The organism is Streptomyces telluris (assembly GCF_024519335.1).
GTDB lineage: Bacteria > Actinomycetota > Actinomycetes > Streptomycetales > Streptomycetaceae > Streptomyces > Streptomyces telluris.
Genome location: NZ_JANIID010000009.1, coordinates 63,314 through 86,777 on the forward strand (window position 1 = coordinate 63,314; position 23,464 = coordinate 86,777).

Here is a 23,464-nt window from a genome sequence, read left to right on the forward strand (position 1 = left end):
CCGGGATAATCGCCCCATGAAGCGCCTGATCCTCGCCACCCGCAACGCCAACAAGGTCACCGAGCTCCGCGCCATCCTGGAGGCGGCCGGCCTCGACGTCGAACTCGTCGGCGCCGACGCCTACCCCGGCATCCCGGACGTCAAGGAGACCGGCGTCACCTTCGCCGAGAACGCCCTCCTCAAGGCCCACGCCCTCGCCCGGGCCACCGGCTTCCCGGCCGTCGCCGACGACTCCGGCCTGTGCGTCGACGTCCTGAACGGCGCCCCCGGCATCTTCTCCGCCCGGTGGGCCGGCCGCCACGGCAACGACAAGGCCAACCTCGACCTGCTCCTGGCCCAGCTCGGCGACATCGCCGACGAACACCGCGGCGCCCACTTCGCCTGCGCCGCGGCCCTGGCCCTGCCGGACGGCACGGAGCGCGTGGTCGAGGGCCGCCTGGAAGGCACCCTCCGCCACGAACCGGCGGGCGGCGGCGGCTTCGGCTACGACCCGATCCTCCAGCCCCACGGCGAGACCCGCACCTGCGCCGAACTGACGGCGGAGGAGAAGAACGCGATCAGCCACCGGGGGAAGGCGTTCCGGGGCCTGGTGCCGGTGGTGCGCGAGCTGCTGGGCTGACGGATGAACACAACGACGGCCCGGCTCGCGGGTGCGCGAGCCGGGCCGTCGGCACTGGTACGCCCGGTCGGATTCGAACCGACAGACACGACCACCTAAAGATCGCCGCTCGCCGTTGGCGTACGGGCGCACGTACTGCGCCCTACCTTACTGCGCGAAGCCGACGGTCGGCGAGGCGAGGCGCCTACGCGGTTCGCTGTCGGCCCCCTCGGCACCAGGTGCCGGTGACTGCGTGGCAATTGGGGCAGAGCAGCTGGAGGTTCTCGCGTCGGTCGTCACTCCAGTCACCGTTGATGTGATCGACTTCGAGAGTCATGGGTTTGCCCTCCCATGCAGGACCGGTCCCACAGCCCGCGCACTCTTCGGCGGTTCCGGTCTCACGCAAAGCGCGCCGGAGCAGATGGGCCTTTGCGCGCCACTTCCCCGAGTGCTTCACCAGCAGCTCCTCGGGAGTTTTCCTGGGCGTCGTGCCGGGCTTCCCCCGCTGATGAGCCTGCCCCAGGAAGTGAGAGGTGGTGAGGCCGTCCTCGGCTACCCACTGACGCAATCGGGAGCGTTGGCCGGCGCTGTCCCGCAGCCCGAGCCGTCTCAGCGTCTCAGCGATGGACACGGACCGGGACACCGTGTCGCGCAGGGCGTCGGGGCACGGCCTGTCTCTGCGGTACGGGCGACGAGGAAAGTGTGAGACGTCGATGCCGTAGTGCTCGAATCGCCGATAGAGGTACTGGGACAGGTGGCGATAGGGAGGGGTGCCGAAGAAGGCTATGACCTCACTGATGTCGGTGCACGTCCGAGCAGCCTCGGCCAGCCGCTCACGCGTGTACTGCGTGCCGCTGCTCATCGGCCCTCACCATCAGTGTGTGATGCGCGGCGGGCGATGGCGTGACGAGCCTTCCCGCGACCACGGTATGTGTCCGTCGTCGAGTGACAGTTGGGGCAGACCAGCCGCAGATTCTCGATGCGATTGTTGCGCCAGTCTCCGTCGATGTGGTCGACCTCCAGCGGCAGAGGATATCCCTGCCACGTGGCCTCGATGCCGCACAGTACGCAGCGGTCGGCCACGCCGAGTGCCAGCAACGCTCCCTTGAGGCGGCAGCTCTGCTCGCGACGAGCCTTGGACGAGGTCTGCACCGTGAGCAGTTCCTCCGGAGAGCGCCTCCGTTTTCTGCTTCCCGGAGCAGCGGCGGTGAAGTGCGACGTATCGATGCCGAACGCTCGGACCCGGCGGCTGATGTGGGCGTGTTGACCGCCTACGACGTCGACGCTCAGGCGGTGCAGGACCTCGTACATATATTGGACGACGCCGCCACCGCGTCTTCGAGGATCTCCTTGGTCCAGCGAGCCCCTTCGCGTTCGAAGTGGGACGTGTCCACGCCCAGCTTCCGCATGCGGTCGTGAAGATATCGGCGGCGCGAACTCTTCGGGTCCACCCCCAGCTTCTCCAGCGCCTCGGACAGAGTCCGCGACGATTCCGCCGCCTCCGCCAGGGCTTCTCGTGTGTACGGACTGACAGGCATGGAGCCCCTCCCCATAGTCGATGACGCGACGTGATCGCGTATCCGTTCGCGATCTCGAACTCATCAACGGCACGCCTGTCCGGTAGTTACTTCGATGCCGTGGTTGATCAGAACTTAGGCTCAGGTGACTGGGATGCCACGATCTCTTCCGCTTCCTTGCGTGTCGCGACCGCCGGCGGCGAGCCCTCCAGGGGCTGACGGGCCGTCTCCCGCATGAAGGCGACGGCGACCATGCCGATCAGGGCCGCGCCCGCCGTGTAGAACGCCGGCGTCATGTCGCTGCCCGTGGCGTGGATCAGGGCCGTGATCACCAGGGGGGTCGTGCCGCCGAAGAGGGACGTGGAGATGTTGTAGCCGATGGCCAGGGAGCCGTAGCGGACGTGGGTGGGGAAGAGGGCGGGGAGGACGGCGGACATGGTGCCGAGGAGGCACACCAGGGGCAGGCCGAGCATCAGCATGCCGCCGAACACCGCCGCGAGGCTCCCCTGCTTGAGCAGCAGGAACGCCGGTGCCGACAGGGCGACGAAGCCGCCCAGGCCCGCCATCAGCAGCGGCTTGCGGCCGATCCGGTCGCTGAGCCGGCCCACGCAGGTGATGACGGCCATCAGCAGGACCATCGTGGCGATGAGGATCAGCAGGCCGTGCGCGTCGTCGTAGCCGAGCCGGTCGGTGAGGTACGTCGGCATGTACGACAGCAGCATGTAGTCGGTGATGCCGTACGCCCCGGCCAGGACGACGCACAGCAGCAGCCGCGCCCACTGCGCGGTGAAGATCTCCTTGATCTCGGTGCCGCCGCTCTCCTCGTCCTCCTCCAGCTTCCGGAAGGCGGGGGTGTCCTCCAGCTTCATCCGCAGGTAGAGGCCCACGAGGCCGAGCGGGCCGGCGACGAGGAAGGGGACGCGCCAGCCCCAGTCGGCCATCGCGGCGCCGCCGAGCGCGGAGGTCATGGCGGTCACGAGGCCGGCCGCGCCCACGTAGCCGGCGAGGGTGCCGAATTCGAGGAAGCTGCCGAAGTAGCCGCGGCGCTTGTCGGGCGCGTACTCGGCGATGAAGGTCGCGGCGCCCCCGTACTCGCCGCCGGTGGAGAAGCCCTGCAGCATCCGGAAGCAGATCAGCAGCACGGGTGACCAGAAGCCGATGGCCGCGTACGACGGGATGAGGCCGATGGCGAAGGTCCCGGAGGCCATCAGCACCATCGTCAGGGCCAGGACGCGCTTGCGGCCGATCCGGTCGCCGAGCGGGCCGAAGAACATGCCGCCGAGGGGCCGGACGAGGAAGGCCACGGCGAACGTCGCGAGCGAGGACAGCAGGCGCACCGTGTCGCTGCCGGAGGGGAAGAAGACGTCCCCGAGGGTGACGGCGAGGTAGCTGTAGATGCCGAAGTCGAACCACTCCATGGCGTTGCCGAGCGCCGCCGCCTTGACCGCCCGTCTGACCGTGCGCTCGTCCGTGACGGTGATGTCCGTGCGCCGCAGCCGCGGGTTGCGGCGGCGGGCGACGGCCCGGAACAGGGCCGGGTGGCGTCTGACGGCGGCCGGGTCGTGTCCGGCGTTCCCGGCCTCGGTGCTGCTGCCGTTGGGCACGGCTCGGCCCCCTCACGGTTGCGCGGCGATGCGTACGGGCCTGCGTCTGCGCGCTGTGCCGCGGCTCAAACCGGTGCGCCTGCCGATAGGGAGATTGGTCACGCCCGCCGCCCGGTGCGCCCCGGAAGCTGATATAGGCATGAAGGGAACGCGCGGCCCGATTTCACCGTCCCTCACAGCGGGGACGTTCAGCCGGACCCGAGAACCCCGGAAAGACCAGAGAGAGGGCCGATGGCCGACTGTGTTGCGCCCCGTCGCCCCGGCATGCGCACCGCCCTGGCGATCTTCGCGGCCGTGACGGTGCTCGCGCTCGGCGGCGTGTGGTTCAGCCAGGCGGAGGACCGGTCGGGCACGGTCGCCGACGCCCCGAAGACGGCGGCCGCGCAGAGGGCCCACCCCGCGCGGGACACCCCGGAGGCGGCGCCGGAGACCCCGGCGCCGCGGGAGATGCCGGGCGTGCGCGAGTGCGGCGTCGGCAGGCCGGTGGTGGAGCCGAAGATCATCACGCTGAACTGCTCGAACGCCGGCGTGGTGGCCAGCGACATCAAGTGGGACTCCTTCTCCGCGGACGGCGCGGACGGCTCCGGCGTGGTGCTGGTCTCGGGCGCGGCCGGCGGCGGTTCCCCGGCCTCCTTCCCGGCGCGGCTGCGGCTGTACGACGTCACGAAGGTCGACGGGATGATGGCCTTCACGGGCATCGAGGTCAGCTACACGGGCGCCACCCCCCATGCGAAGGCGAAAGAGGTGTACACGATCGCGTGATGGGTATCCGTGGCCGGATCGCCCTCGCGATCTCCTTCGTCACCGCGCTCGCCGTCGTGGTGCTGGGGCTGGCCGTGCACCACATCTCCACGGCGGAGCGCGACCGGCAGGCCCAGGCCTACCAGGACGACCTGCTGAGTTCGGCGCTGCAGATCTACCAGCGCGACAGCACGCTCGCGCTGGGCGCCCAACTGGACGACGCGGCACTGCCGTTCCCGCTGGCGCGGGCCGTGGCGCGGGGCCGCTCGGGCACGTACATCAGCGGCGGGGACGACCCGCGGGTGTGGGCGGCGACGGCCGTCGGCGGCGACAAGGTGCTCTCGGTGTCGGCGCCCTACCCGGACCGGGACCCGCTGATGACGGCGCTGGACAAGGCGCTGCTGGTGGCCGGCGCGGCGACGGTGGCGCTGATGGCGGTGGTCGCCTGGTTCGTGGCGCAGAGCCTGTCGCGGCGGCTGCGGCTGAGCGCGGCCGCGGCCCGGCGGATCGCGGCGGGCGAGCCGCCGGACGCGGAGGCGCTGGCCGCGGGCGGCCGGGACGAGGTCGCCGAGCTGGGGCGTTCCGTGCACCACATGGCGACGTCGCTGGCGGCCCGGGTGGAGGCGGAGCGGGAGTTCACGGCGGACGTGGCGCACGAGCTGCGGACGCCGGTGGCGGGGCTCGTGGCCTCGGCGGAGCTGCTGCCGCACCCGCGGGCGGTGGAGATGGTGCGCGAGCGCGCGCAGACGATGCGGGTGCTGGTGGAGGACCTGCTGGAGGTGTCCCGGCTGGACGCCGGCCGGGAGCGCGCCCAGCTGGACGCCGTCGAGCTGCCGTCGCTGGTGCGCGGGATCGTCAAGCGGGCGCAGGGCCAGCGCGGCGTCGACGACGTGGCGGTCGAGGTGGTCGGCGAGGGCCGCATCGTGGTGACGGACGCCCGCCGCGTGGAGCGCATCCTGGTGAACATCCTGGCCAACGCGGCGAAGCACGGGAAGCCGCCGATCGAGGTCACCGTGGAGGGCACGCGGATCGTGGTGCGCGACCACGGCGACGGCTATCCGCCGGACCTGGTGGACCAGGGCCCGCGCCGCTTCCGCACGGCGGCGCCGGAACGCGGCACGGGGCACGGCCTCGGGCTGACGATCGCGGTGGGCCAGGCGGTGGTGCTGGGGGCACGGCTGGAGTTCGGCACGGCGCGGGGCGGGGGCGCGCAGGCGATCCTGGACCTCCCCGAGGCGGAGGCTCCTGCGGAGGGCGAGTGACGGTGTCCGCCGTGCGGGCCCGTTGCGCCTGCGGCGGGCGTCCTCAAGCGCCGGACGGGCTGGATTCCTGCCGGGCTCGGCAGGATCGAGGCCGGTGAGCTCCGGATGACCGAGCCGTCCGGCGATTGAGGACCGGGGTCCGGGGCGGAGCCCCGGGTCGGTGGCCTACAGGCCCAGGTCCTTGATGATCTTCGCTACGTGGCCCGTGGCCTTCACGTTGTAGAGCGCACGCTCGACCTGGCCGTCCTCGTCGACGATCACCGTCGAGCGGATCACCCCGGTGACCGTCTTCCCGTACAGCTTCTTCTCGCCGAAGGCGCCGTACGCCTCCAGGACCTTCTTCTCCGGGTCGCCGACGAGCGTGACCTTGAGGCTCTCCTTCTCGCGGAACTTCGCGAGCTTCTCCGGCTTGTCGGGGGAGACGCCGATCACGTCGTAGCCCTGGCCGGCGAGGAAGTCGAGGTTGTCGGTGAAGTCGCAGGCCTGCTTGGTGCAGCCGGGGGTGAGCGCGGCGGGGTAGAAGTAGACGATCACCTTGCGGCCCTTGCGGTCCGCGAGCGAGACCGGGTTGCCGTCGGCGTCGGGAAGGGTGAAGGCGGGGGCGGTGTCGCCGGGCTGCAGTCGCTCGCTCATGGCTCTCCTCGGGTCGTGGGCCTGCGTCCCGAGCGTAGTCACCGGCCCGATCGGGGGTGCCGCGGGGCACGGGGTCCGGCGAGCTGACAGACTGTCGTCATCACTCATCATCACTCTTATCGAGACGACGGAGGCAGCGCGGTGTCGGATGCCAGGACCCCTGCGCAGATCGAGGCGGACATCGCCCGCAGGCGGAACGAGCTCGCCGTGACGCTCGACGAGATCGGCGTGCGGATGCACCCGAGCACGATCGTGGGCGACGCGAAGGCGAAGGTCGCCGCGAAGGTGGACCACACCGCGGGCCGTGCCTGTGCGGCGGCGCACCGGCTGGTGTCGGACGCGAAGGCGCGCTTCACCACGGAGGACGGCGCTCCGCGGCTGGACCGGATCGTGCCGGTGGCCATGGTCGCGGTGGGCGTGCTGGGGCTGATCGCCGTGTCGTCGAAGCGCCGCGGGGCGTAGGTCACATCCACGGATCCGTGATCCGTGGCCGCGGGGCCGGGTGCGGGCGGGTACGGTCGTCTGCGTGAGGACGAACACCAGCCACGACAAGCTGCCCATCCGGATGCTGCACGACCGCGTGCTGGTCCGGACCGATATCCCGGAGGGCGAGCGCCGGTCCTCCGGCGGCATCGTCATTCCCGCGACGGCGGCGGTCGGCCGCCGGCTGGCCTGGGCCGAGGTCGTGGCGGTCGGGCAGAGCGTGCGCACGGTGGAGCCGGGCGACCGGGTGCTGTACGACCCCGAGGACCGGGCCGAGGTGGAGGTGCGGGGCGTGGCGTACGTGCTGATGCGCGAGCGCGATCTGCACGCCGTGGCCGCGGAGCGGCTGGAGGGCTCGGAGGACTCCACGGGCCTCTATCTCTAATACGCCCCTTTTGGTACGGTTGTCTGAACCCGACGAGACGCGCCGTACCGGGTCAGGACAAGACGACGCACCCCTGGAAGTTCTCGTCCACGGAGGTGCCGTCATGGCATGGGTCCTGCTCGCCGTCGCCGGTCTGCTTGAGGTCGGCTGGTCGATCGGCATGAAGTTCACCGAAGGGTTCACCCGGCTGTGGCCGAGCGTGTTCACCATCGCGGGTATCGCCGCCAGCATGCTGCTGCTGTCGCAGGCGGCGAAGTCCCTCCCCATCGGTACGGCCTACGGCGTGTGGGTCGGCATCGGCGCGGCCGGCGCGGCGGTCCTGGGCATGCTGGTCCTGGGCGAGCCGGCCACGGCCGCGCGGATCTTCTTCATTGTGTTGCTGCTGGTGGCGGTGGTCGGTTTGAAGGCGACCTCGGGCCACTGACCGGCCGGGGGTCCGGGGGTTGTCCCCCGGGGGATGCAGCATTGTGTTGCTGCTGGTGGCGGTAGTGGGCCTGAAGGCGACCTCGGGCCACTGACCGGCCGCGCGGGCAGGGGGAGCCCCCCGGCCCGCGCACCGGTGCTCAGTAGTCGCCCAGCAGGTCCCGGTCCAGCCCGCCGACCCCGTGCCCGTCCTTCGGCTCGTTCGGGATGAACGTGGGGAACCCCGGCAGCGACGGCGGTGACGGCGGCCCCGTCGGGAAGCCCGGCGGCGGCCCGGTCGGCGGCAGCGGCGGGAGCGACGGCGTGGGCGGCCCGGGCGGCGGCGTGGGCGGCGTGGGCGGCGTGGGGATCTCCGGCGGCGCCGAGGTGACCGGCGGCTCCATGGTCGGGAGGCGGGCGCCGCTTTCCAGCTCCAGGTCGAAGTCCTTGACGGAGGTGCCCCGGAGGGCGTCGCGGGTGTAGGCGGCCCAGATGTCGGCGGGGAAGCCGCCGCCGTTGATGCGGGCCTGCCCTGCGGCCCCGTAGAGGGACTTGTGCTCGCCGGTGTCGGAGTCCTGGCCCATCACGGCGACGACGGTCGCGAGGTCGGGGGTGTAGCCCGCGAACCACGCGGCCTTGTCGTCCTCGGCGGTGCCGGTCTTGCCCGCCGCCGGGCGCCCCGCGGCCTGCGCGCCGCGGCCGGTGCCGTTCTCGACGACGCTCTCCAGGATCGAGGTCGTGGTGTCGGCGGCCGTGCGCGTCACGGCCTGCTTCACGTCCTTGCCCGGCAGCGGGACGATCTCGGCGCCCTTGGCGACCTTGTCGACCAGGGTGTACGCGCCGTGCCGCCCGTGGTTGGCGAGCGTCGCGTACGCCTGGGTCATGTCCAGGACGCTGGCGTTGGCGACGCCGAGCGCGATGGAGGGGGTTGCGGTCAGGTCGGGGGTGTTCTCGGGGATGCCGAGGGCGACGGCGGTGTCCTTGACCTTGGCCGGGCCGACGTCCTGGGCCATCTGGGCGTAGACGGCGTTGACGGACAGGTCGGTGGCCTTGGTGACGGTGATCCGCCCGTAGGAGATGTCGTCCTCGTTGGCGGGGGCGTAGCCGACGGGCCCGTCCGGCCCCTGCACGGGGCGCTTGTTCGTGCCGTCGTAGAGCGTGTACGGGGTGATGGTGCGCCCGTCCTGCGTGGACGCGTCGTTGGCGACCGCCGAGGTGAAGACGAACGGCTTGAAGGTGGAGCCGACCTGGAAGTCGTGGCGGGTGGCGTTGTTGACGAACTGCTTGGTGTAGTCGATGCCGCCGTAGAGGGCGACGACCCGGCCGGTGCGCGGGTCGATGGAGGCCCCGCCGGCCCGCACGTACCGGTCGACCGTGCGGTTGTCGCTGAGCTCGTCCATCAGCTGCTTCTGGACGGCGCCGACGAAGGCTTCCTCCTTCTTCTTCTCGATGGTCGTGGTGATGCGGTAGCCGCCGCGGGCGAGCGTCTGCTCGTCGACGATCTTGTTGCTGGTGAGGTAGTCCTTGACCGCTTCCACCAGATAGCCGCGCTGGCCGGACATGCCGAGGCGCGCCCGCGCCTTGCCGGGCGAGGGGAACTTCATGGCGTTGCGCTCGTCCTGGCTCAGCCACTGCTTCTTGACCATGCCGTCGAGGACGTAGTTCCAGCGGGCGGTGGCGCGCGCCTGGTTCTCGGGGTGGGCGCCGACGTCGTACAGGCTCGGGGCGTTGAGGAGCGTGGCGAGGTAGGCGCCCTCGGCGGTGTTCAGCTTGTCGGAGTCCTTGCCGTAGTACGCCTGGGAGGCGGCCTGGATGCCGTAGGCGTTGCGGCCGAAGTAACTGGTGTTCAAATAGCCTTCGAGGATGTCGTCCTTGCTCTCCTCGCGGTCCAGCTTGATGGCGATGAAGAATTCCTTCACCTTGCGGGAGATGGTCTGCTCCTGGCCCAGGTAGTAGTTCTTCACGTACTGCTGGGTGATGGTGGAGCCGGACTGCTTGCCCTTTCCGGTGACGGTGTTCCAGGCGGCGCGCAGCATGGCCTCGGGGTTCACGGCTGACTCGGAGTAGAAGTCGCGGTCCTCGGCGGCGAGCACGGCGTGCTGCACGGTGCGGGGCACCTTGCTGAGCGGCACGCTCTCGCGGTTGACCTCGCCGTCGCGCGCCAGCTGGCTGCCGTCGGCGTAGAGGAAGACGTTGCTCTCGGCGACCGCGGCCTGGTTGGCGGCGGGGATCTGCACGAGCATGTAGCCGGCGATGAGGCCGCCCGCGACGAGGAGGACGAGGAGCAGGAAGGCGCCCAGCACCATCCGCCAGGTGGGCAGGAGGCGCCGCCAGCCGGTGCGGCGGCGGCCGTTGCGGCCGTTGCCGTTGCCGTTCCCGGGGCGGTCCGGACGTCCCGGCGTTCCGGGCCGGCCGCCGTGCCCGCCGCGCCCCGGGCCGCCGGTCTCCCTGGGCGCCCAGCCCGCCGGTGCGCCACGGCCGCCCCCGGCGGCCCGCTGTGCGTGCTCGTCGCTCATGTCTGTAGGGACTCCTCGGCCGCCGCCGTTGGTTCGGTCACGGCGGCGCGGTCTCGTGGCGGGCGGTCCGCTGTGCTTCGTACACGTCGTACATCCCGTCGAACACTGTCGCATCATGCGTTCCGCGCCATGGCACGTTCCGCACACCGGGCAGGCCCGGCTCGGCCGTCCGGGCCAGGCGCCGGCCACTCCGGGGGGTGAAAACCGGGGCCGACGCTGCCGAGGTTCAACGACCGGATGCGGTACGAGATGCGCCCCGGCGGGGCCGTTGCGGTGAATGTCCCCTCTCGCGCAACGCCCCGAATCGATTCTTCCGCTCGCTACGCTGTTCGTATGATGAGCGAACTTCCTGACATGAGGGCCTCCGACGCGGAGCGGGAGCGCGTGGCCGAGGCCCTGCGCGAGGCCGTCGCCGAGGGCCGGCTGACCATGGAGGAGTTCGAGGAACGGCTGGAAGCGGCCTACAAGGCGCGGACGCACGGCGACCTGGAGCCGCTCGTGCGCGACCTGCCGGCTCCCGCCGGAGCCGTCTCCCTCACCAAGTCCGCGGGCGCGGTCGCGCCGGCGCAGCAGAGCTGGGCGGACCGCATCGGCGGCCCCGCGAGCGGCACGGTGGCCGTCGGCGTCATGGGCGGCTTCCAGCGCCGGGGCACCTGGACCGTGCCCCGCCGCTTCACCGCCTTCACCTTCTGGGGCGGCGGCGAGCTCGACCTGCGCGAGGCGCGCTTCGAGGACGGCGAGATCGTCATCCGCTGCATCGCCGTCATGGGCGGCATGCAGATCACCGTGCCGCCGGACCTGGACGTGCACGTCGACGGCATCGGCATCATGGGCGGCTTCGACGACAAGGCCTCGGGCCCGGGCACCCCGGGCTCGCCGCGGGTGCGCGTCACCGGCTTCACCTTCTGGGGCGGGGTGGGGGTGGTCCGGAAGGCCACCCGGGAGGAGCGCAGGAGGCTCCGCGAGGAGCGGCGCGAGCAGCGGCGCCTGGACCGCGAGGAGCGGCGCAGGCCGCTGGAGTAGGGCGCTGACCTCAAGGAGGCCGTCTTCGGGCAGGGCCCGCCCTTGGGCAGACCCCGCTCTTATAAAGAGCCTGTCCGGTAAAGAGCCTGTCCGGCGATTGAGGACACCGCGCGGTAGCGCGGCCGGAGCCCGGGGGCGAAGCCCCCGGAGGTCACAGCGCGGCTGCCGCCTGCCCCTTGAGCGTCTCCAGATCGATGGCCCGCGCCATCGCCTCGTACCCCGCGTCGCTCGGGTGCAGGTGGTCGCCGGAGTCGTAGGCCGGCAGCAGCCGCTCGGGCGCCGCCGGGTCCCGCAGCGTCCGGTCGAAGTCCACGACCGCGTCGAAGACGCCGCCGGAGCGGATGATCGCGTTGACGCCCTGGCGCGTGGCCTCCTGGCGGTCCACCGCGCCCTTGTGCCCGCCGAACGGCATCAGCGTCGAGCCGACCACCCGCAGGCCGCGCGCGTGCGCCCGCTGCACCAGCGCGCGCAGGCCGCTCGCGATCTGCTGCGGGTCCTGCACCTGCGGCTTGCGCAGGATGTCGTTGATGCCGAGCGCCACGACGACGACGCGGGCGCCGGTCCGGCCCAGCACGTCCCGGTCGAAGCGGGAGAGGCCGCTGGGGTTGTTCGGCATCGGCGCGGCCGAGTTGCTCAGCAGTATGCGGTTGCCGCTGATGCCCTCGTTGAGGACGCCGTAGCGCGGGGCGCCGGGCTCCGTGCGCAGCCGGGCGGCCAGGAAGTCCGGCCAGCGGCGGTTGGCGCCGACGGTGGAGGTCACGCCGTCGGTGATGGAGTCGCCGAGGGCGACGACGGTGCCGTGCGCCTCCTGGGTCCACACGTCCACGGCCGTCAGGTAGCGCCAGTACGGCGTCTTCGTGGTGTACGGGGTGCCGAGGGGGTCCTCGGTGTGGTCGCCGCGCGCGATGAAGGAGATCTGCCGGGCGTGCGGGTGGTAGGTGACCGGGCCCGAGGGGGTCGGCGAGTACGTGGTGACGAGCAGGTCGGAGGCGGCCGGGACGGCCATCCGGACCGGGTCGCTGAGCAGGGAGCCGCCGGCCGGGACGGTGACCGTGGGCTGCCCGCCGAAGGTCAGGCGCTGCATGCTGCCGGGGGTGGCCGCGGGGGAGCCGGGGGCCGCGGCCAGGCCGAGCGAGGCGTGGGTGACGGCCAGCGGCAGGGTCCCGTAGAGGTTGGAGAGCTGGATGCGGGCGCCGGTGCCGCCGATGCTGGTGCGGACCACGTTGCGGATCGACATGCCCGCGAAGCCCTGGGCGGTGTTCGGCTCGGCGGCGGCCGGCGAGGTGGCCCAGGAGCCGATCCATTCCCCGGAGGCGGCGGGCTCGGCGGAGGGGCGGCTCTCGTGCCGGCTGGTGACGGCCTGTCCGTCCTGACCGCCGACCCCGATGAATATCGCGGTCGAGACGATGATCACCACGGCCGCCAGCGCGGCGAGGACGGCGTAGGCCGTGCCGCGGGGCAGGGGTGGCCTGTTCATGCGGGTGTCTCCTGGAAGAGGCGGAGCGAGCGCTCCGGGTGCGGAAGCGGAACCGGGGACGGAAAACAGCGACTGATCAGCAACAGCGCCCTCGCGGTCCGATCGCCGTTCCATGATCCCACGGTGGTCTCGGGGATCGCCCGTCGGCCTGAGGGATCACGCAACGTGTCACATGCGACTTGTCAGACGCGGGGAACTCCCGGTCCGTTCCAGGAGTAGGCCGGGTAAGGACAATGCACGGGAAGTCGGCTGGAACGGGTGGTGCGGATGAAACGGTCGCCGAGTGAGGATGCGGGTACCGCTGAACGGGTGATGCCCGTTCCGCCGGGGGGTTTCACCTACAGCGAGGCCGATGAGGAGAAACGCCGCGGTGTGCGCCGGATGAAGGCCCTCGCCACGGGGCTCCTGCTCGCTGTCGCACTGGTGTACGGGCTCGCGAAGTGGTCCCAGTCGGCGGGCGCGGGGGCCTGGGCCGGCTACGTGGCCGCGGCGGCCGAGGCCGGCATGGTCGGCGCCCTCGCCGACTGGTTCGCCGTCACCGCGCTCTTCCGGCGCCCGATGGGCCTGCCGATTCCCCACACCGCGATCATCCCCACCAAGAAGGACCAGCTCGGCCAGAGCCTCGGCGACTTCGTCGGCGAGAACTTCCTCTCCGGCGACGTGGTGCGGGTCCGGCTGCGGGCCGTGGGCATCGCCTCCCGCCTCGGCGCCTGGCTCTCCCGGCCCGAGCACGCCGACCGCGTCACCGCCGAGCTGGCCACCGCCGTGCGCGGCGCGCTCACCGTCCTGCGGGACTCCGACGTCCAGGCCGTCGTCGGCGAGGCCATCACCCGGCGCGCCGACGCCGCCGAAGTCGCCCCCGGCATCGGCGCCATGCTGGAGAAGGTCGTCGCGGACGGCGGCCACCGGAAGGTCGTGGACCTGGTGTGCGTCCGCGCCCACGACTGGCTCGTCACCCACGGGGACTCCGTGATGGGGGCCGTGACGGGGGGTGCGCCCGGGTGGACGCCGCGGTTCGTCGACCGGAAGGTCGGGGAGCGGGTCTACAAGGAGCTGTTGCGCTTCGCCATCGAGATGCGCGACATGCCCGACCATCCGGCGCGCGGCGCCGTCGACCGCTTCCTGGAGGACTTCGCGCGCGACCTGCAGTCCGACACGGACACCCGGGCGCGGGTCGAGCGGCTGAAGTCCGACCTGCTGGGGCGGGGTGAGGTGCAGGACGTCATCGCGTCGGTGTGGGCCTCGGTCCGCGCCATGATCGTCGCCGCGGCGGAGGACGAGCGCAGCGAGCTGCGGCTGCGCGTGCGCGCCGGCATCCTCTCGCTCGGCTCGCGCATGGCGGCCGACGACCGGCTGCGGGAGAAGGTCGACGGGTGGCTGGAGGACGCGGCGGTCTACGTCGTGACGACGTACCGCGACGAGATCACGGCCCTGATCACGGACACGGTCGCGGGCTGGGACGCGGAGCACACGTCCCGGAAGATCGAGGCGCACATCGGCCGGGACCTGCAGTTCATCCGCATCAACGGCACGGTGGTGGGGGCGCTGGCGGGCTTGTGCATCTACGGGCTGACGAAGGGGCTGGGAGGCTAGGGCGCCGCCGGGCCGGCCCCCGGCCCGGTTAGTGTCACCCCGTGTTGAAACGTCCCACCTTGCTGTGGCTGCTCGCCCCGTATGTCCTCTTCCTCGGCACGCTTCCGCTCGTCGACCGGGTGCGGCCGACGGTCATGGGTCTGCCCTTCCTGTTCTTCTGGCTGCTCGCCGCCACGCTCCTCACCCCCGCCGCCGTCTTCCTCGCCTGGCGGGGCGACCGCAAGCGAGGCCGGGTGTGAACGGCGACGCGGCGGTGGCGACCACCGTCTTCGCCGTCTTCATGGTGCTCACCGTCGCCCTCGGCCTCCTCGCCGTGCGCGGCCACGGCCGCACCACCGGCCTCGCCGAGTGGTCCGTCGGCGGCCGCAGCCTCGGCACCGTCTTCATCTGGGTGCTGATGGCCGGCGAGGGCTACACCAGCTTCAGCTACCTCGGCGCGGCCGGCTGGGGCTACAACCACGGCGCCCCGGTCCTCTACGTCATCGCCTACATGTCCTGCGGCTACGCGATCGGTTACGTCGTCGGCCCGACGCTCTGGTCGTACGCCCGCCGCCACGGCCTGGTCACGATCACCGACATGGTCGCCCACCGCTACGGCCGCCCCTGGCTCGGCACGGCGGTCGCGGTCCTGGCCACCGTGTGCCTGCTGCCGTACATCCAGCTGCAGATCACCGGCATGGGCGTCGTCGTCTCCACCATTTCGTACGGCGCCATCAGCCTGAACCAGGCCTACTTCATCGCCTTCGCCGTGACGACGGGCTTCGTGGTCGTGAGCGGGCTGCGGGGGAGCGCCTGGGTGTCGGTGCTCAAGGACGTGCTGGTCATCGTCACGCTCGCCTTCCTCGCGATCTACGTGCCGAACCACTACTTCGACGGCTACGGGCCCTTCCTGGACCGCCTCGTCGCCGAGAAGCCCGACTGGCTGACGCTGACGGGCCACGGCGGCAGCGGCCTCGACGTCACCTGGTTCGCGACCACGAGCTTCCTCAACTCCCTGACGGTCGTCATCTTCCCGACCACCGTGGCGGGGTACCTGGGCGCGCGCAGCGCCGACGCCCTGCGCCGCAACGCGATGCTGCTGCCGTTCTACAACGTGCTGCTGTTCGTGCCGATGCTGCTGGGCATGGCGGCGCTCTTCGTCGTCCCGGGCCTGACGGGTGCCGGGTCGAACCTCGCCCTCTTCAAGCTCGTCGTCGACTCCCTGCCGGCGTGGGCGGTCGGTGTCACCGGCGTCGCGGCTGCCTTGTCCTCCATCGTTCCCATGGCCGTGTTCATGCTGGTCATCGGCACGATGTGGGGGAAGAGCGTGCTGGGGACGATCCCGGCGCTGGCCGGCCGGCCGCGGCGGCAGCGGTTCGCGGCGCAGATCGTGGTGGTCGTGTCGGGCGCGCTGGCGCTCGCGCTGACGTATCTGACCCCCAACACCCTCGTCCGCCTCTCCCTCATCTCCTACGAGGGCATGGCGCAGCTGGTGCCGATGATCCTGCTGGGTCTGGTGTGGCGGCGGCTGACGTTGTGGGGCGCGGTGAGCGGACTCGTGGCGGGAGTGACGCTCGTGTGCGCCCTCGTCTTCACCGAGCACGACCCCTTGTGGGGCGTGAACGCGGGAGCGCTCGCGCTGGGCGTGAACCTGGTGGTGGCGCTGGCCGTCTCCCGGTTCGGCCCGCAGCCGGCCGACGACCGCCCGGACGAGGAGGTCCTGGCGACCGATCCGGGACCGGAGGAGTCGTCGCGACCGGAGGGACCGGTGCGACCGGAGGGGTCGGTTCCGGCATAAGGGGCGAATGAGTCGATTGCTTGGCCGGTTCCGGCACTTGCCGAGAGTAAAGGCGAATGAAAATGTCCGCGCTGTTCTCCGGCCGGCTCCGGACCTTCTACGACAAGTAGGGGGACACGCAGGCAAGTGGGCGGCAGTGCCCCCGGCCTGACGAAATGCGACCAGGCCGACGATCCCGACTCGTCGGCCTGGACCAATTTTGACCGTACGTGTTCGGGAGAACGCGCAGATCCATGCAATGATCCCCCGTACCACTGGTAATCCGAGGTTTGTGCGAAGATTCCGTCCCCGGTCCGATCGGACCGGGCGACAAGGGGAAACATCGTGCACATAACGAGATTCAGAGCCGCTGTTGGGGCGGCTGTGACGGTGGCCGCGACGGCCGCTCTCCTGCCCACGTCGGCCGCGTTCGCGGCGGGCAAGCCGGACTCCCGCCCGGCGGACAGCGCGACCGTCGAGGCCTTCGGCCGAATAGCCGATGCCGTGCTGAACGACCGCACCTCGGTCCTCCTGGACTCCCGCTCGGCCGACCGCAAGGCGACCAAGGTCGACGGCAAGGTCCGTCTCTCCTCCGGTCTCTCCAAGGCCGAGGACACCGGACTGTCCTCGCTGAAGATGCGGAAGACCTGGCTCGCCGCCCTCGGCGAGGCCTACACCGGCGCCGACACCAAGACCTCGGTCGACAAGACGACGGTCAAGGGCAACCGCGCCACCGTCCGTGTCACCGAGACCACGGTGCTCACGTACAAGAAGATCCGCGGTGACGAGCCGTCGACCACCGGCTTCACCGCCCACCACGAGCTCAGCTTCTCCCTCGGGAAGAACGGCAAGTGGGAGCTCACCGGCATCCGCCCGCAGGACGACGGCCCCGGCGCCATCAACGAGCCCCGCACCGCGGTGGCGGCGACCGGCAGCATCGACCTCAACGGCAGCCCGGCCGCGACCCGGTACCCCGGCAGCCGCAACGCCAAGCCGAAGACGCTGACCTCCACCACCAAGGGCGGTCTCGACTACAAGGCCATGGCCGCCTACGCCGAGAAGTACTGGCGCAACTACAACCCCGCCTACCGCAGCTTCAACAGCTACGGCGGCGACTGCACCAACTTCATCAGCCAGGCCCTCAAGGCCGGCGGCTGGAAGGACGCGGCCGGTACGGACACGTCCGACTACCGCAAGTGGTGGTACAACAAGTCGAGCCAGTCCGACTCCTGGGTCGGCGCCAACGAGTGGTCGTGGCACACGCTGTCCACCAAGCGGGCGACCAACCTGTCGAACGTCTACCAGATGGACGTCGGCGACATCCTGCAGATGGACTTCGACGGTGACGGGTCCAAGGACCACTCCATGATGACCACCTACCGCAGCCGGATGGGCGTCCCGTACCTGACGTACCACTCGACGAACACCTACCGGAAGTCGGTCGCGAGCATCATCGCGTCCTACCCCGGGGCGATCTACTACGCCTACCGCACCTGATGCGGCGCGGGCCGTGCCCGCCCCGCCCGGCCTCCGGGTGGGCGGGCACGGCCCGCAATTCACTGTTCGCAGTCCGAAACGGCCCTTGCGGAGAACCCCTCCGTTCTTGGACGATCAAGCGATGAAACTGCTGCGTGTGGGGCCCGCGGGGGCGGAACGCCCGGCGCTGCTGGACGAGGACGGAACCCTTCGCGACCTGTCGGCGCTGGTGACCGACGTCGACGGCGCGCTCCTCGGCGACGCGCCCGCGCTGTCGCGCATCCGCGCCGCCGTCGGCGCCCGCATCCTCCCCGCCCTCGACCCCGCCGGCCTGCGCACGGGCCCGCCCCTCGCCCGGATCGGCAAGATCGTGGGCGTCGGCCTGAACTACCGCCGCCTGGCCGCCGAAACCCGCTCCGTCGTCCCCGCCGAACCCGTCCTCTTCCTCAAGGCCGCGGACACGGTGGTCGGCCCCGACGACCCGGTCCTGCTGCCGCCCGGCAGCGAGAAGACCGACTGGGAGATCGAACTCGGCGTCGTCATCGCCCACCGCGCGCGCCGCGTGGAGACGGACGAGGACGCGCTGGCGGCCGTCGGCGGCTACGTCCTCGCGCACGACGTCTCCGAACGCGAGTTCCAGTTCACCCGCGGCGGCGCGTGGGTCAAGGGCAAGAACTACGAGACGTTCACCCCGCTGGGCCCCTGGCTCGTCACCCCCGACGAACTCCGCGACCCGCAGGCCCTGCGCCTGCGCCTGTGGGTCAACGGCGACCTCAAACAGGACGACAGCACGGCCGACCAGATCTTCCCGGTGGCAGAGGTCATCCGGTACGTCAGCACGTTCATGACCCTCTATCCGGGTGACGTCATCCTCACCGGCACCCCGGCGGGCGTGGCCATGAGCCGCCCCGACCCCAAGCCGTACCTGAGGGCGGGGGACGTGGTGGAACTGGAGGGAACGGGGCTGGGACGCCAGCGGCAGGAACTCAAGGACGCGTAGCGTCCGGCCCTCGGCGTGTACGGCGCGGTTTTGCCCCCGACGTGCGGCATATTTTCCGATATGCGCAGAACGCGGAGAACTAGCCCTGCGGTGGTCGCTGCGCTCGCCGTGGTGGCGAGCGTGGTGCTGGTGTGCGCGTTCAGCTTCCCGGCGTCGAGGGGGGCGTCCGCGCCCGTGTCCGCGCCGGCGCCCCGGGAGCGGCACGTTGCGCCCGACGGCCGTGAACTGGCCCATGACGGCCGGTCGGCGGGCGCCGACACGCTGGTTTTCGGCGCGGGGTTGGTCGCGGTCGGCGCCGTCCTGGGCCTGTGCGGCCTGGTGTGCCACCGGCCGCGTCACGAGACCGGTTGAAAAGCGCCCTCGCTGCGGCGTATGGAGTGCACGAACGTTGTCCACGCGTGCGGTGACAATGTCAGCGCGCCGCGGGGGCGGTCTTTGCTGTCGCCTATGGCGACGAGTCTGTCGTCGGTGGGCTGCATCTCGATGCAGTCCGGATCGTCGTCGTCACTGAATGAGGACTTGCGCCACGCGTGGGGAGGCAGGTCATGGCGTATCACGTGTACTTCACTCCTGTTCAAGCTCATCTGCGATCGACACCATCAGGCTGGTGGAGTGTTCGGCTGACATTGCCAAAGCCTGGAGGGCTTGGAATGCCCGCTGGTACTTCCTCACAGTGTCATCCTGCTCCATGAACAGCGCGCCGCCGAGGTGCGAGATGTGGACGACGTGGAAGTCCATCGGGGGCGCGTACGAGTACAGGTTGAACGAGCCGCTGGTGCTGGCGTGCACGCTCTGGGTGAAGGGGACGACCTGGATCGTCACGTGAGGGAGCCGACTCATGGCTGCCAGGCTCCGGAGTTGCAGTGCCATGGTCTTGGGGCCGCCGAGGTGCTGGCGGATCACGCCTTCCAGCATGATGCAGTGATACTGCGGTGGTTGGTCGCGCTGCAGGAGCCGTTGACGTTGCATGCGGATGTCGACATACAAGTCGAGCGTTTCCTCTGTGCGCGGTTCCGGAGCTCCGGCCAGGACTGCACGGGCGTACTCCGGGGTCTGCAGAAGGCCGGGTACCAGCTGAGCTTGGAAGACGGAAATCTTCTCCGCCTCGGATTCGAGCGTCAGGGACTCGCTGGATCCGGGAAACAGCTGTCCATATTGGCGCCACCAAGTGTTCTTCCGCGCTTCTGAAGCCAGGGCGATCAGCCAGTCACGAGTTCTCTTCTCTTCGACCCGGTAGAGGTCCAGCAATGCCTCCAGTTCTGCTGGAGTGATGCGGTGCCGTCCTGTCTCGATGCGGCTGACCTTGGAGTTGTCGCCGGTCACTGCCGCCGCAGCCTGGGCGACGGCGATACCCGCCGCCTCCCGCAATTCCTTGAGGGCCGCGCCCAGCTTCCTGCGCCTCGCGGTGCGCTGTGCCTGCTGTCCCAACCCGGCCTCCTTGAGCTGCAATTTGTAGCCCTACAATTTGAAGTTTGAAATCGCCCTAGAAATAGGTGCATTGTGGGGAGGGCGTCCGAACGCGGGAAGGAGCGTGGGGGATGACCTACAGGAACGGGGCGTTCGTGGTGGACACCCGGGATGGCCGGATCGTACAAGTCACCGATGGCACAGGTGGGCGGGTTCGCGTACGTCCACCCGGTGGAGGTACGGAATCGGAAGTACCGTTCTCCGCTCTGCGGTTGGCGACCAGTATTGAGCGGGCAGAGGTGCGTAGGAGCGTGGAACATCCCGCCCGTCCATCGATCGCCGACTGCCCGGAGTGCCCGGCGCTCAAGGCGACGTGGTGGGAGGCGACGATCGAGGGGGACCCCTTCAAGGCGGGCGACGCCCTGGTCGCGGTACGGCGGCACTGGAGGTCGCACATGGCGGAAGGAACGCTCGGGTGAGGATTGGCTGCAACCACAGCGAGGGGTGGGAACACCCCGCCCCCGGAGAGTCCCGCTGCAAGGCCTGCGGGGTGACCCGCTTCGCGGACTACGGCGCGGTGCGCCCGCCGGGCCTGCCGAGCGCGCTCACCCCGAAACCGAGGGACGCCCGCCGAGCGGACCGCGCCGCGGCGGCGTGGATCGCGAACATGCCGCGCAGGACGGTGTGGTGGGGGCTGACCGCCGCGGCGTAGGCGGGGCCCGGATCACACAAGCACCCACCCAGGGACAGGTGGTCGCCCGGCCACGACGGTGGCGCGCTGAGCGGAGCGCCCACGGCGGGAGGAACCACATCGCGGCAGCAGCCAGCTCCCCCTCGGCCACGATCCCGGCGCAAGGTCTCCTCACGCACCCGCAGGTGCGACGGCAGGAGTACGGCGCCCGGCAATCCACCAATCGCAAACTGTCGGCAGGGCCTCCGCCCCACCCCTCCCCCTGCTGCCAGCCTGCTCTGACCTCGGCCTCAGAAGCGGCAGCAGACGGGGACGGGGCGTTCGGGGTCTGGCCCTGGCCGGGCCTGAAGGGCAGGATCGTGCACCCCGAGTGCAATGCCGCCCGTGTCCCACCGCACAGCACGACGTTTCCGTCCGTACGACGCACTGGGAGATTTCATGGAAGAGTCCGTTGTCCGTCCATGGGGCATCAGCCGGATGCGGCCTTACCCGACGACGTACCGGCAGGCGTACTCCACCGTCACCATTGACCCGGACACCCAGAGAGGCGTCTTCCGGAACTGTGCCGGCCAGGTGGTGGAGATGGGTAAGCACGGCACCAGCAAGGGCACTGAGACGCAGCCGCAGAGCACCAACTTGGACAGCCGTAACGACACCGACCACGATCAGGACAGCGAACAGGACTGATGGCTGCCATGGCTGAGGGGCCGGTGATGGTGGTCACTGAGGCGGATGATCAGACCGCCGACATGGTGATCGCCGAACTCAACCGGCGCGATGTGCCCGTGATCAGGTTCAACCCTGGTGACATCGGCGAGAACCTGACGGTCTCGGCCCGGTTCGGGACCTGCCCGGCCGCGCCGGCAGGGCAGGTCCGCACCTCTTCGCGGTCGGCAGATCTCGCCGCCATCCGCTCGATGTACTGGCGGCGCCCGACCTGGCCGGCCTTTGAGCACTTGGATGCGCCGGACGCGCGCTTCGCCGCCGCACAGGTCCGGCACGGGCTCGGCGGCACCTTGTACGCGCTGCCGGGCTGTCTGTACGTCAATCACCCGCTCAGGAATTTCGAGGCCGAGCACAAGCCGCTCCAGCTTGCCGTGGCCCAGCGGCTGGGTCTCACCGTGCCGCCCACGCTCGTCTCCAATGACCTGGACGAGGTGCGTGAGTTCCTTGCCGTCCACGGTGAGGTGATCTACAAGGTGCTCCGTTGGACGCCGTACCGGCGGGGTGAGACCGGCCTGACCACGTGGACCGAGCCGGTGTCCGCCGATGAGCTCGACGCGAGCGTCACGGTCACACCGCACCTGTTCCAGGCACGCGTGGACAAGGTGGCCGACCTCCGAGTCGTGGTCGTGGGCGAGAAGGTGTTCGCTGTGCGGATCGACTCCGGTCTCCTGGACTGGCGTAAGGACTACAGCGCGCTTTCCTACAGCGTGGCGGAGCTGCCACCCGGGCTGGAGAAGGTGTTGATCGCCTACCTGGAGCACTTCGGGCTGGCCTCGGGCAGTTTCGATCTGTGCGTTGACCGGCAGGGGGAATTCCACTGGCTGGAGCTGAATCCGAACGGCCAATGGGGTTGGCTGGAGGAGCAGACCGGGCTGAGGCTGGCCGCCTCCTTCGCCGAGCTGCTGATGCGAGGAGGAACATGACGCCGTCCGACGCGGACACGGGCACGGGCACGGGCACCGAGAGTGAGCGCCGCGCACTCGCAGACCGGCTGACCGTTCATGGTGACCTACGGACGCCGGCGTGGCGGGCAGCGGTCGAGGCCGTACCGCGGGAGCTGTTCCTGCAGCCCGGAGTCTTTCTGCCCATTGACGACGGCCGTTGGCAGCCTGTCCCCGCAAGAGGCCCCAGTCTCAGTGACTGGACGGAAGCCGCCTACAGCGACCAGTCGCTCGTCACCCAGCTCGACAACCACCTGACGGCTGACCGGGCCACCGGGCCGGTGCGAGGCTTCCCGACATCTTCGTCCACGATCCCGGCCACCGTGGTCGGCATGATCGAGGCCCTTGAGGTCGAGGACGGGCAGTCGGTGCTGGAGATCGGGACAGGAACCGGATACTCGACCGCGCTCATGTGCCACAGGCTCGGCGAGGACAACGTGACCAGCGTCGAGGTGGACCCGGATGTGGCGGCACGTGCCGATGCCGCTCTGGAGAAGGCCGGGTATTCGACGTGGACGGTCACCGGGGACGGCCTGCTCGGCCATCCCCGCCGGGCACCGTACGACCGGGTGATCGCCACCTGCGCCGTCCGCCGCATCCCCTACGCCTGGATCCGCCAGACCAAGCCCGGTGGGATCATCCTGGCCACTGTCGGCTTCTGGTCCTACGGAACCGGGCTGGCCAAGGTGACCGTGCAGCACGACGGAACCGCCGAGGGGCAGATCATCGGGCGCTCCTCCTTCATGCCCGCCCGCTCGCAGGCAGTGACCCCGATTGCCGGGGACCTGTCGGCACGCACCGCCTACGCCGACACCGAACGCCGTACGGTGGTCGCGCCGCAGCTGCTGGAGGAGTGGACACCCGCCTTCCTCGCCCAGCTCGCCGCCCCAGGCGTGCAACTGACGCACGCGATCACCGAAGGTGGCGACCGGAGGGCGTATCTGTTCGACACCGAGCGGGAGTCCTTCGCGGAGCTGACCGGCGACGGGCCGAGCTGGATCGTGCGGCAGGGCGGGCCGGTTGCTCTGTGGGACGACGTAGAGCGAGCACTGATCGCGTGGCAGGACGCCGGGAGGCCGGACATCAGCTCCGTACGGCTCCGGGTGTGCGAGCGGTCGCACACCTACTGGATCGAAGCCGCGCCCGCTCTGAGGTGGGAACACCGCATCGCGTAGGCCCGTATCGCGTAGGCCCGTATCGCGTAGGCCCGCATCGCGTACGACCGTGTCGCGG

Annotated in this window: 25 protein-coding genes, 1 tRNA gene, 1 pseudogene and 1 riboswitch; of the genes and pseudogenes, 18 read left to right on the forward strand and 9 right to left on the reverse strand. The window is 70.5% G+C overall.

Annotated elements, in window-relative coordinates:
- The first annotated feature begins 16 nt into the window (after positions 1 to 16).
- Positions 17 to 619, forward strand: coding sequence for an RdgB/HAM1 family non-canonical purine NTP pyrophosphatase (rdgB, locus tag NQU55_RS12785; protein WP_168092815.1), 603 nt, complete (start codon positions 17 to 19; stop codon positions 617 to 619).
- A gap of 55 nt (positions 620 to 674) precedes the next feature.
- Here rdgB and NQU55_RS12790 read toward each other — a convergent pair.
- The 4 genes and pseudogenes from NQU55_RS12790 to NQU55_RS12805 form a co-directional block, all read right to left on the reverse strand.
- Positions 675 to 749, reverse strand: a tRNA-Leu gene (locus NQU55_RS12790).
- Between the two features lie 54 nt (positions 750 to 803).
- Positions 804 to 1,460 carry an HNH endonuclease signature motif containing protein gene (locus NQU55_RS12795; RefSeq protein ID WP_168092816.1) on the reverse strand — a complete coding sequence of 219 codons (657 nt, stop codon included), beginning with the start codon at positions 1,458 to 1,460 and terminating at the stop codon, positions 804 to 806.
- Positions 1,457 to 2,136, reverse strand: a pseudogene (locus NQU55_RS12800) (HNH endonuclease signature motif containing protein). Before NQU55_RS12800 ends, NQU55_RS12795 begins: the two are co-directional and overlap by 4 nt.
- A gap of 107 nt (positions 2,137 to 2,243) precedes the next feature.
- On the reverse strand, positions 2,244 to 3,719 hold the full coding sequence (locus NQU55_RS12805; RefSeq protein WP_168092817.1) for an MFS transporter: 1,476 nt from the start codon (positions 3,717 to 3,719) through the stop codon (positions 2,244 to 2,246).
- Between the two features lie 231 nt (positions 3,720 to 3,950).
- Here NQU55_RS12805 and NQU55_RS12810 point away from each other — a divergent pair, with 231 nt between their 5' ends.
- Positions 3,951 to 4,481 carry a hypothetical protein gene (locus NQU55_RS12810; RefSeq protein WP_168092818.1) on the forward strand — a complete coding sequence of 177 codons (531 nt, stop codon included), beginning with the start codon at positions 3,951 to 3,953 and terminating at the stop codon, positions 4,479 to 4,481.
- Complete coding sequence (locus tag NQU55_RS12815; protein WP_168092819.1) at positions 4,481 to 5,722, forward strand: sensor histidine kinase; 1,242 nt, start codon at positions 4,481 to 4,483, stop codon at positions 5,720 to 5,722. The genes NQU55_RS12810 and NQU55_RS12815 overlap by 1 nt, the downstream gene beginning before the upstream one ends.
- Positions 5,723 to 5,887: 165 nt before the next feature.
- Here NQU55_RS12815 and bcp read toward each other — a convergent pair whose 3' ends face one another.
- A complete protein-coding gene (gene bcp, locus NQU55_RS12820) occupies positions 5,888 to 6,355 on the reverse strand; it encodes a thioredoxin-dependent thiol peroxidase (RefSeq protein WP_168092820.1) in 468 nt (155 codons plus the stop codon).
- A gap of 141 nt (positions 6,356 to 6,496) precedes the next feature.
- On the opposite strand from bcp, the gene NQU55_RS12825 reads away from it, so the two are divergent.
- The 3 genes from NQU55_RS12825 to NQU55_RS12835 all read left to right on the forward strand — a co-directional run bounded on the left by NQU55_RS12825 (position 6,497) and on the right by NQU55_RS12835 (position 7,647).
- The gene (locus NQU55_RS12825; RefSeq protein ID WP_168092821.1) at positions 6,497 to 6,817 is read left to right on the forward strand and encodes a DUF3618 domain-containing protein; all 321 of its coding nucleotides are present in this window, start codon (positions 6,497 to 6,499) and stop codon (positions 6,815 to 6,817) included.
- 103 nt (positions 6,818 to 6,920) lie between these two features.
- Positions 6,921 to 7,223 carry a GroES family chaperonin gene (locus NQU55_RS12830; protein ID WP_058046871.1) on the forward strand — a complete coding sequence of 101 codons (303 nt, stop codon included), beginning with the start codon at positions 6,921 to 6,923 and terminating at the stop codon, positions 7,221 to 7,223.
- Positions 7,224 to 7,234: 11 nt separating this feature from the next.
- Positions 7,235 to 7,295: riboswitch (guanidine-III (ykkC-III) riboswitch) on the forward strand.
- A 31-nt stretch (positions 7,296 to 7,326) separates the two neighbouring features.
- Positions 7,327 to 7,647, forward strand: coding sequence for a DMT family transporter (locus tag NQU55_RS12835; protein ID WP_058044297.1), 321 nt, complete (start codon positions 7,327 to 7,329; stop codon positions 7,645 to 7,647).
- Between the two features lie 139 nt (positions 7,648 to 7,786).
- Here the strand turns inward: NQU55_RS12835 and NQU55_RS12840 are convergent, their stop codons facing one another.
- Positions 7,787 to 10,141 carry a transglycosylase domain-containing protein gene (locus tag NQU55_RS12840; RefSeq protein WP_168092419.1) on the reverse strand — a complete coding sequence of 785 codons (2,355 nt, stop codon included), beginning with the start codon at positions 10,139 to 10,141 and terminating at the stop codon, positions 7,787 to 7,789.
- Between the two features lie 354 nt (positions 10,142 to 10,495).
- Here NQU55_RS12840 and NQU55_RS12845 point away from each other — a divergent pair, with 354 nt between their 5' ends.
- Positions 10,496 to 11,164 (forward strand): DUF1707 SHOCT-like domain-containing protein, encoded by a 669-nt coding sequence (locus NQU55_RS12845; RefSeq protein ID WP_240976289.1) that lies wholly within the window; start codon positions 10,496 to 10,498, stop codon positions 11,162 to 11,164.
- Positions 11,165 to 11,315: 151 nt separating this feature from the next.
- Here the strand turns inward: NQU55_RS12845 and NQU55_RS12850 are convergent, their stop codons facing one another.
- Complete coding sequence (locus NQU55_RS12850; protein WP_168092421.1) at positions 11,316 to 12,641, reverse strand: SGNH/GDSL hydrolase family protein; 1,326 nt, start codon at positions 12,639 to 12,641, stop codon at positions 11,316 to 11,318.
- 312 nt (positions 12,642 to 12,953) lie between these two features.
- Here NQU55_RS12850 and NQU55_RS12855 point away from each other — a divergent pair, with 312 nt between their 5' ends.
- The 6 genes from NQU55_RS12855 to NQU55_RS12880 all read left to right on the forward strand — a co-directional run bounded on the left by NQU55_RS12855 (position 12,954) and on the right by NQU55_RS12880 (position 18,817).
- Positions 12,954 to 14,234, forward strand: a complete 1,281-nt coding sequence (locus tag NQU55_RS12855) for a DUF445 domain-containing protein (RefSeq protein ID WP_240976290.1) — start codon at positions 12,954 to 12,956, stop codon at positions 14,232 to 14,234.
- Between the two features lie 41 nt (positions 14,235 to 14,275).
- Positions 14,276 to 14,473 (forward strand): DUF3311 domain-containing protein, encoded by a 198-nt coding sequence (locus NQU55_RS12860; RefSeq protein WP_256790560.1) that lies wholly within the window; start codon positions 14,276 to 14,278, stop codon positions 14,471 to 14,473.
- A gap of 41 nt (positions 14,474 to 14,514) precedes the next feature.
- The gene (locus NQU55_RS12865; protein ID WP_168092436.1) at positions 14,515 to 16,011 is read left to right on the forward strand and encodes a sodium:solute symporter family protein; all 1,497 of its coding nucleotides are present in this window, start codon (positions 14,515 to 14,517) and stop codon (positions 16,009 to 16,011) included.
- Between the two features lie 363 nt (positions 16,012 to 16,374).
- Positions 16,375 to 17,487, forward strand: a complete 1,113-nt coding sequence (locus NQU55_RS12870) for an amidase domain-containing protein (RefSeq protein ID WP_256790562.1) — start codon at positions 16,375 to 16,377, stop codon at positions 17,485 to 17,487.
- A 121-nt stretch (positions 17,488 to 17,608) separates the two neighbouring features.
- Positions 17,609 to 18,466 (forward strand): fumarylacetoacetate hydrolase family protein, encoded by an 858-nt coding sequence (locus NQU55_RS12875; RefSeq protein WP_168092424.1) that lies wholly within the window; start codon positions 17,609 to 17,611, stop codon positions 18,464 to 18,466.
- 90 nt (positions 18,467 to 18,556) lie between these two features.
- Positions 18,557 to 18,817: a hypothetical protein gene (locus tag NQU55_RS12880; RefSeq protein WP_168092425.1), complete on the forward strand. Its 261-nt coding sequence runs from the start codon at positions 18,557 to 18,559 to the stop codon at positions 18,815 to 18,817.
- Here NQU55_RS12880 and NQU55_RS36805 read toward each other — a convergent pair.
- Together NQU55_RS36805 and NQU55_RS12890 are read right to left on the reverse strand one after the other, a co-directional pair.
- Complete coding sequence (locus NQU55_RS36805) at positions 18,802 to 19,050, reverse strand: DUF397 domain-containing protein (protein WP_256790565.1); 249 nt, start codon at positions 19,048 to 19,050, stop codon at positions 18,802 to 18,804. The two genes, NQU55_RS12880 and NQU55_RS36805, sit on opposite strands and share 16 nt — an antisense overlap.
- Complete coding sequence (locus NQU55_RS12890; RefSeq protein WP_168092426.1) at positions 19,031 to 19,915, reverse strand: helix-turn-helix domain-containing protein; 885 nt, start codon at positions 19,913 to 19,915, stop codon at positions 19,031 to 19,033. The genes NQU55_RS36805 and NQU55_RS12890 overlap by 20 nt, the downstream gene beginning before the upstream one ends.
- Before the next feature lie 269 nt (positions 19,916 to 20,184).
- On the opposite strand from NQU55_RS12890, the gene NQU55_RS12895 reads away from it, so the two are divergent.
- The 5 genes from NQU55_RS12895 to tgmC all read left to right on the forward strand — a co-directional run bounded on the left by NQU55_RS12895 (position 20,185) and on the right by tgmC (position 23,406).
- Complete coding sequence (locus tag NQU55_RS12895; RefSeq protein WP_168092427.1) at positions 20,185 to 20,352, forward strand: hypothetical protein; 168 nt, start codon at positions 20,185 to 20,187, stop codon at positions 20,350 to 20,352.
- Positions 20,349 to 20,585, forward strand: a complete 237-nt coding sequence (locus NQU55_RS12900; RefSeq protein WP_168092428.1) for a DUF6255 family natural product biosynthesis protein — start codon at positions 20,349 to 20,351, stop codon at positions 20,583 to 20,585. Before NQU55_RS12895 ends, NQU55_RS12900 begins: the two co-directional genes overlap by 4 nt.
- A 417-nt stretch (positions 20,586 to 21,002) precedes the next feature.
- Positions 21,003 to 21,251: a putative ATP-grasp-modified RiPP gene (gene tgmA / locus NQU55_RS12905; RefSeq protein ID WP_168092429.1), complete on the forward strand. Its 249-nt coding sequence runs from the start codon at positions 21,003 to 21,005 to the stop codon at positions 21,249 to 21,251.
- A complete protein-coding gene (tgmB, locus tag NQU55_RS12910; protein ID WP_372504702.1) occupies positions 21,251 to 22,213 on the forward strand; it encodes an ATP-grasp ribosomal peptide maturase in 963 nt (320 codons plus the stop codon). Before tgmA ends, tgmB begins: the two co-directional genes overlap by 1 nt.
- Positions 22,210 to 23,406: an ATP-grasp peptide maturase system methyltransferase gene (gene tgmC / locus NQU55_RS12915; protein WP_168092430.1), complete on the forward strand. Its 1,197-nt coding sequence runs from the start codon at positions 22,210 to 22,212 to the stop codon at positions 23,404 to 23,406. Before tgmB ends, tgmC begins: the two co-directional genes overlap by 4 nt.
- Positions 23,407 to 23,464: the final 58 nt, after the last annotated feature.

Excerpts from the sequence above, each read along its gene's own strand:
- NQU55_RS12795 (WP_168092816.1), bottom strand. The coding sequence starts at position 1,460 with ATGAGCAGCGGCACGCAGTACACGCGTGAGCGGCTGGCCGAGGCTGCT.
- rdgB (WP_168092815.1), top strand. The coding sequence starts at position 17 with ATGAAGCGCCTGATCCTCGCCACCCGCAACGCCAACAAGGTCACCGAG.
- NQU55_RS36805 (WP_256790565.1), bottom strand. The coding sequence starts at position 19,050 with ATGAGCTTGAACAGGAGTGAAGTACACGTGATACGCCATGACCTGCCT.
- bcp (WP_168092820.1), bottom strand. The coding sequence starts at position 6,355 with ATGAGCGAGCGACTGCAGCCCGGCGACACCGCCCCCGCCTTCACCCTT.
- NQU55_RS12815 (WP_168092819.1), top strand. The coding sequence starts at position 4,481 with ATGGGTATCCGTGGCCGGATCGCCCTCGCGATCTCCTTCGTCACCGCG.
- NQU55_RS12855 (WP_240976290.1), top strand. The coding sequence starts at position 12,954 with ATGCCCGTTCCGCCGGGGGGTTTCACCTACAGCGAGGCCGATGAGGAG.
- NQU55_RS12875 (WP_168092424.1), top strand. The coding sequence starts at position 17,609 with ATGAAACTGCTGCGTGTGGGGCCCGCGGGGGCGGAACGCCCGGCGCTG.
- NQU55_RS12840 (WP_168092419.1), bottom strand. The coding sequence starts at position 10,141 with ATGAGCGACGAGCACGCACAGCGGGCCGCCGGGGGCGGCCGTGGCGCA.
- NQU55_RS12865 (WP_168092436.1), top strand. The coding sequence starts at position 14,515 with ATGGTGCTCACCGTCGCCCTCGGCCTCCTCGCCGTGCGCGGCCACGGC.
- tgmB (WP_372504702.1), top strand. The coding sequence starts at position 21,251 with ATGGCTGCCATGGCTGAGGGGCCGGTGATGGTGGTCACTGAGGCGGAT.
- tgmC (WP_168092430.1), top strand. The coding sequence starts at position 22,210 with ATGACGCCGTCCGACGCGGACACGGGCACGGGCACGGGCACCGAGAGT.
- NQU55_RS12810 (WP_168092818.1), top strand. The coding sequence starts at position 3,951 with ATGGCCGACTGTGTTGCGCCCCGTCGCCCCGGCATGCGCACCGCCCTG.
- tgmA (WP_168092429.1), top strand. The coding sequence starts at position 21,003 with ATGGAAGAGTCCGTTGTCCGTCCATGGGGCATCAGCCGGATGCGGCCT.
- NQU55_RS12850 (WP_168092421.1), bottom strand. The coding sequence starts at position 12,641 with ATGAACAGGCCACCCCTGCCCCGCGGCACGGCCTACGCCGTCCTCGCC.
- NQU55_RS12835 (WP_058044297.1), top strand. The coding sequence starts at position 7,327 with ATGGCATGGGTCCTGCTCGCCGTCGCCGGTCTGCTTGAGGTCGGCTGG.
- NQU55_RS12845 (WP_240976289.1), top strand. The coding sequence starts at position 10,496 with ATGAGGGCCTCCGACGCGGAGCGGGAGCGCGTGGCCGAGGCCCTGCGC.
- NQU55_RS12830 (WP_058046871.1), top strand. The coding sequence starts at position 6,921 with ATGCTGCACGACCGCGTGCTGGTCCGGACCGATATCCCGGAGGGCGAG.